Origin of the sequence: Aquimarina celericrescens (assembly GCF_042682765.1) — a bacterium.
In the GTDB taxonomy this organism is placed as follows: Bacteria; Bacteroidota; Bacteroidia; order Flavobacteriales; family Flavobacteriaceae; genus Aquimarina; species Aquimarina celericrescens.
Genome location: NZ_JBHUHY010000003.1, coordinates 43,200 through 57,179, shown reverse-complemented (window position 1 = coordinate 57,179; position 13,980 = coordinate 43,200). Strand labels below are relative to the sequence as shown.

Genomic DNA, 13,980 nt, shown 5'->3' with positions numbered 1-13,980 from the left:
AAATGAAGAAAGAATTATCAATAAGAGATATCGATAGAATTATAGAAATGGCCTGGGAAGACCGTACACCATTTGATGCTATTTTAATGCAGTTTGGCTTAAAAGAGCAAGAGGTAATTCATCTGATGCGGCGCGAAATGAAAGCTTCCAGTTTTAGAATGTGGAGAAAACGTGTACAAGGTCGCAAAACGAAACACCTTAAGAAACGTTCATTTGAAGATGGTAGATTTAAATGCTCAAGACAACGACAAATTACTCATAATAAAATTTCAAAAAGATGAGTGCTAAAAAGAAAAAACCAGATTATATCGTTTTTAATGAAGACAATGAACAATACGATGCTTCATTAAAGCCATACGCAACAGACTTGGCTGCTCCAGCGATTACGACAAATGATACGGTTGCCTGGAAAAATGCAAATATTCATAAAGTCAATAAACAAATTAAGGCCAAATATGATGAGTTAAAGGAAGAATATGATGCATTGATCCAAGAATTTGAATATAATAATTTGGTATATAGTGCAAAGTTTAATTTTGAACCTGTTGTTGGTGAAGTTTATCATCTCTATAAAAATAAAGAAGAAAGGCCATTTCTATCCATTATAGCTCCTGCAGAATGTAGCTTTGATCATTTAGGTAGTTTTCGTCTTAACGCTGATAAAATGTGGAAAAGTGTATAAACGAGTTTACAATTCTTCTTATTTTTGGTAATATACATTGAATAAATTTGAACAAATGGCAAAAATGTTTACTGAAATAAGTGAAGAATTAACCGAATTTATTGCTAATCAAAAAATCTTTTTTGTAGGAACAGCCGCTGCAGAAGGAAGAGTGAATATTTCACCAAAGGGGATGGATACCTTTCGGGTTTTGGGACCAAATAAAGTGGTTTGGCTTAATCTTACCGGGAGTGGAAATGAAACAGCAGCTCACCTTCTTAAAAATAACAGAATAACAATTATGTTTTGTGCCTTTGAAGGAAAGCCTTTGATTTTAAGATTGTATGGAAAGGCTACCATATTTCATGAACGTGACGCAGCATATCATTCTTATATTGACCTCTTTCCTAAAATCATGGGAGCGCGCCAAATTGTAGAAATAGAAGTAGAAAATGTTCAAACTTCTTGTGGCTATGCCGTTCCGATTATGGAGTTTAAAGAAGAAAGAACGGTTCTTAAATCATGGGCAGAAAAACAAGGTGAAGAACGACTTAAAGAATATCACAAAGAAAGAAACAGTTTGAGTATTGATAATTTCAAAACTGGTATCTAGAGCCAAATAGCGTGTTTTGCTCGCAAAAATCTATAATGAAACTCCTACTAGCACGCCAATTCCAACTCCGCCAAGAGCAAAAAGTATTTTTTCGAAAGTACTTTTTCTACGTTGACGCTTTGCATTCTTCTCCACAATTTCAAGACTATTTGAGGCTTTTTCCAGACTGCTTAACGTAAAATCCAAAGCTCTTTCGGTATTCGCTAGTGTAGTTTGCATCCTTTTATAAACTTCTAAATCCAAACTGTCTGAGGTCTTAAAATTGATTTTCAACTGACGCTCAAGCTCTATATTTCTACCAAGAGTCTCTGTATATTTTTCTATTAATGATTTGGTCATCTTATCCTGCTCAAGAGTGCTTAAGTAGACATTTTTAATCGCAAGAAAAGACTTGGCATTTACTAAATAAATATTTGGTGTGCGAAATACATATAGGCTATCTTTTTTTACGGTAAGAGGTTCTCCCTGACGGTTTGCATAAGATTCAGGGATCTCAATAACTTTTTGCCCGTCGATATCTTGTCCAAAGGAAATAGAAATGACGAATACTAAAAGAAAGAAGAATAAGTTTTTCATGATTTTGTGAATTGAAAATAATTGATATACCACAAAAACACTATGTATATGTAGTATAACGTTGCTATAGATTAATTTATGCCAAAAAGACTATTTATTAACGCTTTATCTTCGGCTAATTTATCATTTGTAAATTTTATAGAGTCTTTAATGCGTTGTAATTCCTCCCAATCTTTGGCGTTCTTTCTCTTAAAATCAAAAATCAAAGAATCCCGTTTATGAATGAGAAGATCTTTTTGCAGTCTCATTTTTTCAAACTCTTCTCTGGAGTTTTCTAATGCTGCCTTAGTTGTTTTTAGTGTCTCTTCAGAAGTTTTTAGTTCCTGTTGGGTAATGTTTAATTGTTGCTCAATGATTTCCCATTTAGATCCAGAACTAAACGACATATATCCAATAATGACCAGAAATAAAAGAGCGACAATCTGTAAGATCGTATTGGTGTTCACGTTTTTCATGCGTTGTTTTTTGTGTTAAGAATTTTTATCACAAGCTGGCTAATTTGAACGGATAAGTAAATGTAAGTATTTTATTTTTTTTATACACAGGGAATAAACCCCTAAAACAGTATTGAAAGTTTTTGTTATGAGTCAAATCAATTTTTAGCCAATCACACTACTAAGTCTAAACATTGGCAAATACATGGCTATTAAAATCACACCTACTATGAGCCCAACCAGAATTGTTAAAAGTGGATTGAGGACATTAGAAATTACTTGAGATTGATGTTTTACCTGTTGATTATACTGCTCATTCAACTTTTGAAAAATAAATTCAGTCTGGTTGGTTTCTTCAGCCACGCGAATCATGGCAATCATTTTTTTATCGAAAATAGGGTGCTTTGAAAAAGACGTACTTAACTTACCTCCTGCAATTACGGCAACATTTGTTTGATGCAATCCTTCTTGTAGCGGATAAAAATTAATCATGTGCTTTACCAAATCAATACTTTCTACCATAGGTACTTTTGCTGAGGTAAGAAGTGAAAGAGCCTGTGTGAATTGTGACATGTATATATTTCTGAAATAGTTTCCTAAAATAGGGATTCGAAGCTGCATCCTTCCCAGTATTTTTCGATACCATCTTTTTTTAGAAATAAAAATTAAACACACGATTCCCAAAAGTGTTATTCCGGAAAGTAATATACCATACTTACCAACAAAGTTTGAAAACCCAATAATCCCTTCAGTAATCCCGGGAAGGTCTACTTTGTTTTGTTTAAAAATATCTACAAACATGGGTACCACATAGCGAAGCATGAAAAAAATAACTACCAAAGCGGTACATAAAACAATAATCGGGTAGGTAAGGGCTGAAATAATCTCTCTTCTTAGATCATTTTTACGTTTGTAAAATTCGCTAAGCTCTAATGTAATTTGTGCTAGTTGTCCTGTTTGTTCTCCAATACGGATTGCATAGTATTCGTAATCTGTAAAGCTCTTATTATTGTTCAGAATTTCAGAGAAAGAATTTCCTTCGATTAGCTGAGACATCATCAAAGACATCAGATGACGATCCTTTTCTTTTTTTTGGGTTTCAGACAACAACTCTAACCCACTTTTGAGATCAATACCTGATTTCAACAGCACACTTAGCTCTGCATACCATTGTTCCTTTTTCTTACTATTAAAAGCATTACCAAACAAGGTGATCTCTTTGGTTAATATTTCAGAAATATCAAAGGAACTTTCTTTTGTTTTTCGTTTTTTGGTATTGACAATTTTTATTCCCATAATCAGAAATGAATAGATGGATCATTGCGTTTAAACACAAAAATACGATGTACATCTGTGGTTTTATCAAAAGTAAGCTTTACAGCATCAATTCTTCCTGAATGTACTTGCTCTCCTTCAAAATAAAAGATTTTACTCTTTGGTGTTACCAAAAAACGATCTGTATTCGAAACAATGCTGTCGCTAAAAATTTGATAACTCTTTTGCGCTATAGGAGAAAATAGAGCTAATTGCTCTTTTTCCTGATTCCAGGTGGCGTTGGTATATTTATTAAAGTCGATGGTTAGAGACACTTCCAACGATTGTATTTCAGATTGATATCTGTAATTTCCTTCAATACTACGCATATTGCTTTGTACAATTCCCAATACCGAAAAAGCCAAACCAGCTACAATTGCCGAAATCACCAGGACCACCATGACTTCGGTAAGGGTAAAAGCTTTTATTGTACGATTCTTGAGTCTCATTTGGTGTATACTACTTTGGTTAGTCCTTTTCCTTCTTTATTATATGTAATTAAAGCCGCGTTTTTTTGAGATATGACCTGAATATCCCATCCCGCAAAATCTTCGGTATACGGTATTTTTATTTTTTGATGGTGTATCAGATATTCTAACTCTTTTATACGGTTTTGAATAGTGCCATGGTCTCGCTTAACATGGTTATTGAAGATATTATTGAAACTTAGACTGGCAATCATAAAAACAATAATGATCAATACTGAAGCCGTTAAGGTTTCAATCAAGGTAGCGGCACGTATTTTTTTTAATAAAGCCATTTCGCAATCTTATTTTTAGAGTTGACAAATGGCAATCCAGCATAATCGGGTATAGGGTTGATTAAAATCTTACCGTTGTAAATATGATTTAGATATATCGATCCCGATTGATTAGCGATACATTGTTTGGTGTACAAGGAGCCTCTTATTGTTCCTTGAAACTCTATATTACCCTGGCAATAAATTTCACCGATTATTTCGGTTCCTGGTTCGATTTTGAGGTTTGTTTTAATGCGATCTTGTTTTTTGGTTTGTATTGGCAGATATATCACAGACCCCTCTATCAAGGTATTTTTACCTATTACAAAATTTATTTCTCGATTTTGAAGAGATGAACTATTTGACATTTTAGGGGTCTTGGTTTGATCAAAAAGCGTTATTGATGAAGGATATGATAAGTGACAGTTTTTACCAATTTCTATCTTTTTTGAAGCAACGATCTGTATATTTCCTTTCACACCGTCATTTATGATAATATGAGGGGCAACAAGTAGTGTATTTTCTAACAAAGTAGTAGGATGCACTACTATTTTTGTATCTGATTGAATGATTACGTTTCCTGCTATTTTCTCATCACCTAAGACAATTGATGAAGGGCTATAGACAATTTTGTAGGGTTTATTGAATGAGTTTTTTAGATCACCAGCTAGAGCAATACTATTTTTTTCACGTATAAGTATCCCTTTGGTAAGAGATGTTATATAAGAAATCCAATAATCATCAAGCTTTGGTAATATTTCTTTACTTTGGAAAACATTACCGTAGTATAGACCAGAACCTTGATAATAATGCCCTGAAATGTTTCCGGCTTTTACTCCTTGTTTTGGTAAATAGCTGTTACCTTCTAATCGCGTATTTCCTACTACAACCAAGGGGGAATTTGTATTGGCCAAATACAGATTGGGAGATTTTTCTTGAAAAGCAGAGCCTATAAAAGCAGTTTTTGTTATTTTTTGGTTACGAACGGTAATTTCTGAAAATACTTTGGTCCACACCCCATGATAATTAGCAATCATTTTTTTTGTTTGATCACTTTCCTTTACCACTAGTGTGTCTTGAGAGATATTGTTTTCTTCAAGAGATTTCAGGATCTGCAGGGTTGCCGTTTCTGTGGCTTCAATTAGTTCACCAGACTTAATCCTAAAAAATGACTGCACATGAGTCAGTAGTAAAAAAGCACTTAATAGCAAGGCGATAAGTACCGAGATTAACAATGCAAATTGCATGGCCTGTGCTTTTATTTTGTGAAACACTTTCAATTTAAGATCTTAAATCGCTTGGTTTTGCCTTTGTACCGTAATTGCACCCATAATGAGGTTCCTTTTATAAGTTTTACTTCAGAAAGCACATCATTATGTTTCATGAGCTGGTCCACTCCATTAATTTCAATTAGAAATATAGCGGTACCTTTTTCACCAGTTACCAAACCCTTATAACGTATAGATGGCCAGGGGATAGGTGGTTTTTTGATTTTAGGAGCTACTTTTTTAACAGGCTCTTTTTTGGGTTTGTATAGCGTGCCTAAAAAAGGATCTCTCTCTACTTCACTTATGGTAAATTGATCTCGTTCTTTACCCTCTATCTTTGAAAATTTCATAGTGGTAGTACGGGTGATCACCGGATCGTTATCTGAAAACGCATCAGTTACCTGATAGATAATAGCTGCCCAGATAAAAACAACCAGAGGTAGTAATATGTATAATCCTTTTTTACCTTTTAGCATATATTCCTAGTTTATTTGGAAATTTTGCGTTGCACTTGCATCACTTTCATTTTTAGCCTGATCAAAAGCTTTTAAAAACCAGTAATAGGTTGTACTCGCTTCTAGAGTAATCTCAGAAGGAGAAGTTACCTGATTTTTAGTTACTAATTGAGTCAAGGCTTCGTCTTCAAAAATGTATATACTGTCAATTTCTGTAGTGCCTTCTACAGTTTCTCTTGTCCATGCAAAACTTACTGCAGTTTCAGTAAGTATAGCATTGTTAGCCGGAGTAGTAGCTACAGGAGTATTAGGTGATGTGGTATCTACCGTTACAGACCTGGTCGTATACAACGTATTTTGGGTAGCGTTCTCGGCTCTTACTTGCCAACGGGTAACTCCTTCAGGAAAGGTGAGTGTGATCATGGTGTTAATAGTCGTTTCTTCTTGCATCACTTCGTTACTCGAATTTAATAATTGTATTCTGTAGGTATTTGCATCAGGGACTGCCTGCCATTGTAGTTCTATTTCTGGCTCATTAGTGGCCAATTCGTTTACCGGGGAGGTAAGTAGTACTTCCCTTGAAGCAAAATCAGTAGGCTCAGTTACACTAAATCCAGCCATTACATAAGCTGTTTCTGATCCCGAGTTTTGGGCACGCACCCGCCATTCGTAGGTGTTTTTTGTAAGATTCGTTCTAAAATTTGTCGAAGTAACCGTGGTATCTTCTACAATTTGAGCAGCATTTTCAAAATTCGGTCTTGCAATTTGAACACGGTACGAAGTAGCCTGATCAACCGCTTCCCAGCTGAAATTAATAGAGGTGTCTTCAATTTGTGATCCGTCTTTTGGTGCAATGATAGCAGTCATGTCATCAGAAAGATCTTCTTCTATGAAGGCTTCTTCACAACTACAAAGAGCTATAAAGATTACTAAACTAAATAGTGTATACTTTTTCATACCAATTTATATTATTTTCTGTCATCTCGAGTACTTCGACTCGATTAAGCATAAACTGAATCTAGAGGTTGTCTGCATACATTTCGACGACGCATAATATGACAGCAGCTTATTAATTTTATTGATGTAAACTTATAATTTAAAATAATCCATTTTTTCTTTTGCCTTTTCGGCATTTTTGTAGGTGTTAGTAGGGCAAGATGCCTTTTCATCTATAATATCTAATAGCACCACCTTTCTTTTGCCACTAATTCCCCAGCAAAAATGCGATAGTCGATATCCAAACACAGTTGCTGACGAGAAATCTATAGTTTTGTACGATTTCCCATCACGTACCAAGGATAATTGATATTGTTTGTATTTTTCGTTAATCAAAAATACAGCTTCGGCATTGCTTATCTCAATTATCAAGGATTCTGGAAGTGCTATAGATACGCCAGTTACCATACGTGCATTTTCTTGATTTTTGAGATATGCTAAAGTAGCCTGATTCTCTTCTTTTTTTAGCTCTGAAAGCAACGTAACTCTATCTGTGATCTTTAATTGCAGAAAAGAAGGTTTCGTCTTGAGAGAATCTACATAAGTAACCCCTTGCTTGTTATTTTTTGAATGTTGCGTATATGCCTTATACGCATCCAAATTAAATGTCGTAGTGTTGACTCCCACACGAATCGCCTCTTTATACGTTGGGATTGCAGTTTCTTTAAAATCTGAATGCATCATTTTGTTATGTTGCATTCCAATAACCCCAAGTGCCATTGGCGTAGTAGAGGCCGTATGCATGGTAGCATGATTTACCTTGATGCTATGGCAACTTATAAGAGAGATAGGTATTAGTAGCAGTATGATATATTTTTTATAGTTCATTGGTTTTAATGTAAGTAAGAATCAAAGATAGTAGAAGCATGCTAATTATCCCAGCAGGGTATTGTATATTATTTGTATTTTATAGTAATGGTGGTTTCTCAAAAAAAATGGTTAAAAGTAAATAGATCTTCTTTATCGTCAACATAACTTTTGCCCCGCTTGTAACTTCGCATGTCTGATAGGAGATCTCTAATAGGTTTAAATTTGATATCAAAATTCAATTTATTTGTGGGCAAATATAGCAGACCTCAGTTTCATTTTTTGAAACTGATGTTTTTTTATGTACTACGCTAACCAAAATATCATACGGTAACCTATTTCTGCAATACATAAAAATCGTACTACATTTGCGTTTTAAGGTCATGTTTGAAGGGGTGATATTATACTATTATACAAATACTCAATCGTCGTAGCGTTGATTTGGAGGATTCTGGGGGCTATAACCATATATTATTTTAACATTTATCATTTGATTGTATTATGGAAATTGGGGGTAGCTTATAAAAAACAAAACCACAACTGCCAAGCTTTGACGGCACGAGCCAGAGCCATCGCGCTAGCCGTTACTTAGTTTTGCTCGCGCCAGCGGGGGATAAAACTAAGTAGTTTATAAAATAAAAACAGCCACGTTATCGTGACTGCTTTTACTGTTTTCTTACTCATACTCTGCCAATCTTTACTGCCACTAGTTTTGAAAACTAGCGGTAGCGTATACTAGCGGCATCAGGGGCTATAACCATATATTATTTTAACAATTTTTATTTGATTGTATCATGGAAATTGGGGCAGTAATAAAAAGGTAGCAAACTTATTAAAGAGTTGCTACCTGATATTTTAACATTTATCATTTGATTGTATTATGGAAATTGGGGGTAGTCTATAGAAAACAAAACCACAACTGCCAAGCTTTGACGGCACGAGCCAGAGCCATCGCGCTAGCCGATACTTAGTTTTGCTCGCGCCAGCGGGGGATAAAACTAAGTAGTTTATAAAATAAAAACAGCCACGTTATCGTGACTGCTTTTACTGTTTTCTTACTCATACTCTGCCAATCTTTACCGCCACTAGTTTTGAAAACTAGCGGTTGCCCATACTAGCGGTATCAGGGGGTAGCGCATACTAGCGGCATCAGGGGGACATTCGCGCAGCATCCTAACTTTTATTTAATCACTCTTTGCGGAGCGGAGGAAGAGGGTCGACTACTTATCTCTAAAATTTTTTTTCTTTTTTTTCTAAACAATAATTCATTTTTATCTACTAAAAAATAATATCTCTTATTTTCATTTTCAAAAGAGATGTAACTTGCTGCCAATAAATAATACCGTATGGATTTTACGTTATTAATATTAATTTTCTGCTTATCAGTATTTAAATAAACATACTCTTCATCAAAATAAATCAAATTAAGTTTATTAATTTTTAGCAAAATAAATAACAAGAAAAAAATCAATCCTAAGAATAGTAAAAAAAGAAATACAAATTCCTTTATTTGACCTCTATTAATAAGTTCTACAAATATTAGTATTAATACAAAGCTAAGTCCAGAAACTACAAAATAAATCAATGCTTTTGAATGTCGAAATGACAAAAAGGTTTTATTATCCATCCTTACTCTTAATTTTTGAATATAGATTGTTTCGTTGCTATAGAAAAATCTACTACTACACCAACACCATGTGATAGGCCTATACCGTGTTGTCTATAAATATTAGTTGAATTTTTCTTATATATATCTGTGTCTATTCCCACTTGCAATAACGAAGTAAATCCACCATGTGCATCAAGTTTTAATTTCATAAGTCCACCATTTCTCCTTGTTACTCCAGCATCATTAATTTCACTTCCCGTGGCACTAACATCAAAATTAATACCATAAAAGGCAGCTCCAAATCCAGTTTTTAACTCTAAATTTTTAACATAAAAATCAGGGCCTCTAAATCCATCTTTCGAGTTCCATTGAGCAAATGTTCTTGATAGCAAGTTAACATTTAATTTAAATATATCACTAAAGTTTTCTTTAACCTGAAGTCCTGCGCTTATTTTAAATTGATAATCATATCTGTCTCCCAAAAATTCAAATCCTAAATCATCAACATTTTTAAAATTATGAAAAGTCAATTCTCCATCTGAATTATCATACGCTATTGTATGATAGCCTTTAGGATCTAAAGGGTTCTTAGAATAATGTGAATCGTAATTGGTAATTCCTTTGGTTTGTAAATAATCCAATCCTTCATTACTAATCCATCCTTTACCCCCAAGCCAGTTTCCTAATTCTTGCCAAAAACCTCCATCTGGGTCAATTCCATTAATAGGGTTATTACTCATCCCAAGATAAGGGGAATTAAACTGTCTATAAGGATCCGTAGTCAACCACCTGCCAATTCGTCCATCCCAAAGCCTTAGCTCAAACGCTTCCTTCCCAGTCTCCGGGTCTTTTTCTTGCCCTTGGTAGGCATAACGGTAATCGCCTACAATATTTCGTCCCGGCATTGGCATCCCAAAGGGGTAGTAATCTGTAGCACTACTCATCGCCATGGCTTGCCCAGATGCTGTTTTACCTACCACAGCACGTACATTGCCTAAATGATCGGTTAGTTGGTACAAATGGGAGCCATCACTTTTACGCACTCCTAATCTGCTTGCCCCATAAATGGTGTTTTCTACCACTTGGTCATTTCTATAGATTGCTAAGGCCGTACCTGCTGCATCCCGTACATAATGTTCGGTATATACCAAATTACCGTTGCCGGGGTTATAACTTTCTTTTTTTACCCGATGCCCTTTGTCATTGTAAAAGAACTTCACCAAAGGTGTGTTGCTTTTTTGCACCTCGGTCACCAATCCACTGGCGTTATAAAGATAAGAAATGTTTTCTTCATTGTTTCTTATTAACTGTCCGATCTCATTATACTCATAGTTATTGCCATTTTGATCGCCAATATCGCCGGCGCCTGCTACATCACCTACGGTATCATCTACCCGTAATAGTTGGTTGGGTTTATCGGTTTTGTATACATAAGACAACTTATCCATCGCATTATTGCCGCTCTCGGTATGCTTGTTACGGTCCAAGGATTGTATATTACCATTGGCGTCATAGGTAAGATTATCTACTTTGTAATCACCATTGGTATTGAGGGCCAATGCTCCTGCATTTACAGTATGCGTTGGTCCCATGCCAGAGATCTTGGCAGAGACAGAGCTTCCTGCTTTGGCATGAAATCCGGGTTTTAAGGAAATATAATCATTCGCCACATAGTTTTTTGTACCTGTAATAACCTCTGTAGTCGTGATATTATCCTGTGCGGCTGTACCTTCTTCTCCTTCGGTTATAATGGGTAAACTACTATAATCGCCCGTAAAGTGGCCATACGTTGCTGCTTGTAACCAGTTGTTTCGGTTATATTGATAGCTATAGGCATGCTCCTTGCCCGCAATGGGATTATATTCTGAATTCCATCGTATTCCTTTAATATTACCATTGTACTGGTTTACCCCATAGTCGGCACTTTTAATATTGCGTAAGGGGCGATTGTAATCGTGGTTATGGTAATCGATAATCATCCCAAACAGATCATTGGCATCACCACCAGGGTCATTACTACTCGTTAAACTTGGGTGGTTGATACTTTTTAGGGCTCCTTGCAAGTTATACACATAATCTGTACCCTGTAATCCTTGTGCGATATCAACACGTTTTAATGCGCCGGTCTCATAATAGTGATACGAAGCATGCTCGGTATACTGGGTGCCATTGGTCGAAGTTTCTACTTTGGTAAGGCTATAATCTATGGGATCGTAGGTATATCGATGTATAAATTGATCTGGATTTCCTTTTTGATAGACCACCCGATCTACCTGGCTGGTCACAGGATTGTATTCATAATCGATGGTTTTGATACCCAATCCTGTTATATTTTGCACAATCCACTGTACTCTGCCATAGATATCATAGCTATAGTAGGTTGTGGTATGGTCATTTTCTGTTTTGGCAACATTACCTGCTAGAAACGAAGGGTTTCTATAATTGGCGGGTAATGCGTTGGTATCTGAGGTTGATAAAGCATCATAGGTAGTTTTATGCTGCTCTTTTTTAATTCCTGTGGGCAAGTCTCCATCTGGATCTGCGGTTAAGAAGTTCATGTTTTCTAGAACACCGCTTTCTATAGGCCTTGCTCTTAGGTCATAATTGGTATAGGAGAATTCTGCATCGCTAATATTACCATCTTCATTAGGATCTTTCTGTTTACTGTTTTGAGAAAAACGAATTTGGCCGTCTCTACGATATTTAAACGAAGCGTCTCCTTCATCTGGACTGGTAGTAGTTTCTAATTGCCCTATTGAATTGTACTGAAAAGTACTTTCTAGATGATTTAAGGGCTGTTTACTACTTAGCAATCGCCCGGCTTTGTCATAGTAGTTTAAACTATAGTCATAGTAGTTTTCTTTGCATCGAATGCGTATGGCTCCAGGGGTATACGTATCTACATTACGAACCGTGATTCTATAAAATCCGTTGGATAAGCTTCCCGCCGCTGTATTTATTTTTTGCTCGGTAATCAGATCATAGATATCCAGCGCAATACCTGAATTTCCAAAAAGTTGAACTCCTGTGGTGCCTTTTGGGACATGTATATCTACATATCCTTGTTCGTTTATCAATATGTCTGAATCCCGTAAGGCATTGCCACCACTACGTGCTGTTGCGAGTGTACGACCATCGGTGTCTGTAAATAGTACATTTTCTTCTCCTCGTACATCTCGGGATATCGTTTTGATCACTTTATGATTGGTATTCCAATTGCTTCCAAAGGCTGCGGGACTTGATAATTCCTGACCGGCAGGCATAGAGAATGTATAACCATTTTTCCATGTTCCATCGATTTTATTACCCCCTATAGTTTTTAAAACGCTTCCGGGATTTAATTCGCTATAGATTGTTCTGGAATATGGTCTTTGTGTTACATCTTGATACGGTTCTGTAGTATTGTTAGTGCTGTAGTACCAACCTACGGTATTGGGTTGCTGACCTGCCAACGATGGATTTTCTGGGTCGTTTTCGAAATCAGCTTTCGTAAAAGGACTACCGTTTGATTTCTTTAATAATCCTTGTCTAAATAAAAAGTCACTTGGGATATCTTCGTTTGTAGGGGCGCTTAGAGTTTGTAAAGCAGGTCTTCCCTGGCTATCATAATAAATTTCATTAGCCCAGATTTTTCCGGTTTTATAATCTTTGGCTTGAGACTGTATCGATTTTCCTAACTCATCAAAGTATGATTTGCTTTTGCCAATTTCTTTTCTGGTGATGTCAAAAGTAGTCACCAGTACTGTATTCCATAGTTCGGCTGTATTTTCTCCGGCAGCGGGGCAACCGTCATAATCACCATAAACGCCAGGACATAAATCATCATTTTTGTCGATATAGTTGCCATTGGGTTTTTGACAGCGAACTATAGGGTTGCCTGGTTCACCAAAACCATCACCATCGATATCTTTGTACCAGGTTCTTTGCTGAATATTGGGATTTGTGTCATCACAATCAGTACGATTTTCAGCGGTCACATATGTTGTAGTCGTTGTAGAAGGATTACTACATTCATATCTTGGACTTGCATTTATAGCAGCTTGGCCATCTTTATCATTATCCAGATAATACGCTGTTTTTCCTCTTACCGCATTTATATTATCATTACAATCATCATTGTTTGTGACATAGTTTTTTGTGCTGTCATTTTTAAAAGGTTCTTCACAAGCGACAATGTAAGGGCCGTTCATAGTAGACCCTAAACCATCATTGTCTTTATCGAAATACCAATTTTTTTCTCCTTGTACATCGGGATTGTTATCATCGCAATCTGAGTCGTTGAAAGCAACCCATCCGATCCCTGGATCGCTACATAATTCGATGAAAATTTCAGCATTACCGGCTCCATCCTTATCATAATCCTGAAAATACTTAGTAACAAATTCACCAGGTCCACAATCTACGTCTCCTATAGGCAAAATTTCTTGTGCTCTAGAGGTTAATGCAACGCAAAGAAGGAAAAATGTATATAAAATTTTGATTTTCATGCTCTTTAATTTTTTTGCTAA

At 35.9% G+C, this 13,980-nt stretch carries 14 protein-coding genes; 3 read left to right on the top strand and 11 right to left on the bottom strand.

Features of this window, described 5'->3' with window-relative positions:
• The first annotated feature begins 2 nt into the window (after window positions 1–2).
• Genes ACFSJT_RS04095 through ACFSJT_RS04085 form a run of 3 tightly spaced genes read left to right on the top strand, consistent with a single transcriptional unit; the run spans window position 3 to window position 1,274 of the window.
• Window positions 3–281 carry a TIGR03643 family protein gene (locus tag ACFSJT_RS04095; RefSeq protein WP_378318949.1) on the top strand — a complete coding sequence of 93 codons (279 nt, stop codon included), beginning with the start codon at window positions 3–5 and terminating at the stop codon, window positions 279–281.
• A complete protein-coding gene (locus ACFSJT_RS04090; RefSeq protein WP_378318948.1) occupies window positions 278–682 on the top strand; it encodes a DUF2452 domain-containing protein in 405 nt (134 codons plus the stop codon). The genes ACFSJT_RS04095 and ACFSJT_RS04090 overlap by 4 nt, the downstream gene beginning before the upstream one ends.
• 55 nt (window positions 683–737) lie before the next feature.
• The gene (locus ACFSJT_RS04085) at window positions 738–1,274 is read left to right on the top strand and encodes a pyridoxamine 5'-phosphate oxidase family protein (protein WP_378318947.1); all 537 of its coding nucleotides are present in this window, start codon (window positions 738–740) and stop codon (window positions 1,272–1,274) included.
• A 30-nt stretch (window positions 1,275–1,304) separates the two neighbouring features.
• On the opposite strand, the gene ACFSJT_RS04080 is transcribed toward ACFSJT_RS04085, so the two are convergent.
• The 11 genes from ACFSJT_RS04080 to ACFSJT_RS04030 form a co-directional block, all read right to left on the bottom strand.
• Window positions 1,305–1,850, bottom strand: a complete 546-nt coding sequence (locus ACFSJT_RS04080; RefSeq protein ID WP_378318946.1) for a hypothetical protein — start codon at window positions 1,848–1,850, stop codon at window positions 1,305–1,307.
• 71 nt (window positions 1,851–1,921) lie between these two features.
• On the bottom strand, window positions 1,922–2,305 hold the full coding sequence (locus ACFSJT_RS04075; RefSeq protein ID WP_378318945.1) for a hypothetical protein: 384 nt from the start codon (window positions 2,303–2,305) through the stop codon (window positions 1,922–1,924).
• A 144-nt stretch (window positions 2,306–2,449) separates the two neighbouring features.
• The gene (locus tag ACFSJT_RS04070) at window positions 2,450–3,580 is read right to left on the bottom strand and encodes a type II secretion system F family protein (protein WP_378318944.1); all 1,131 of its coding nucleotides are present in this window, start codon (window positions 3,578–3,580) and stop codon (window positions 2,450–2,452) included.
• Window positions 3,581–3,582: 2 nt separating this feature from the next.
• Window positions 3,583–4,047: a PulJ/GspJ family protein gene (locus ACFSJT_RS04065; protein WP_378318943.1), complete on the bottom strand. Its 465-nt coding sequence runs from the start codon at window positions 4,045–4,047 to the stop codon at window positions 3,583–3,585.
• Window positions 4,044–4,358, bottom strand: a complete 315-nt coding sequence (locus ACFSJT_RS04060) for a hypothetical protein (RefSeq protein WP_378318942.1) — start codon at window positions 4,356–4,358, stop codon at window positions 4,044–4,046. The genes ACFSJT_RS04065 and ACFSJT_RS04060 overlap by 4 nt, the downstream gene beginning before the upstream one ends.
• On the bottom strand, window positions 4,346–5,584 hold the full coding sequence (locus tag ACFSJT_RS04055) for a hypothetical protein (RefSeq protein ID WP_378318941.1): 1,239 nt from the start codon (window positions 5,582–5,584) through the stop codon (window positions 4,346–4,348). Before ACFSJT_RS04055 ends, ACFSJT_RS04060 begins: the two co-directional genes overlap by 13 nt.
• A gap of 29 nt (window positions 5,585–5,613) precedes the next feature.
• On the bottom strand, window positions 5,614–6,081 hold the full coding sequence (locus ACFSJT_RS04050) for a hypothetical protein (protein ID WP_378318940.1): 468 nt from the start codon (window positions 6,079–6,081) through the stop codon (window positions 5,614–5,616).
• A gap of 6 nt (window positions 6,082–6,087) precedes the next feature.
• Window positions 6,088–7,017 carry a hypothetical protein gene (locus tag ACFSJT_RS04045; RefSeq protein WP_378318939.1) on the bottom strand — a complete coding sequence of 310 codons (930 nt, stop codon included), beginning with the start codon at window positions 7,015–7,017 and terminating at the stop codon, window positions 6,088–6,090.
• 132 nt (window positions 7,018–7,149) lie between these two features.
• Window positions 7,150–7,884 carry a hypothetical protein gene (locus tag ACFSJT_RS04040; protein WP_378318938.1) on the bottom strand — a complete coding sequence of 245 codons (735 nt, stop codon included), beginning with the start codon at window positions 7,882–7,884 and terminating at the stop codon, window positions 7,150–7,152.
• Window positions 7,885–9,043: 1,159 nt separating this feature from the next.
• A complete protein-coding gene (locus tag ACFSJT_RS04035) occupies window positions 9,044–9,490 on the bottom strand; it encodes a hypothetical protein (RefSeq protein WP_378318937.1) in 447 nt (148 codons plus the stop codon).
• An 8-nt stretch (window positions 9,491–9,498) separates the two neighbouring features.
• Complete coding sequence (locus tag ACFSJT_RS04030; RefSeq protein WP_378318936.1) at window positions 9,499–13,959, bottom strand: RHS repeat domain-containing protein; 4,461 nt, start codon at window positions 13,957–13,959, stop codon at window positions 9,499–9,501.
• Window positions 13,960–13,980 lie beyond the last annotated feature (21 nt).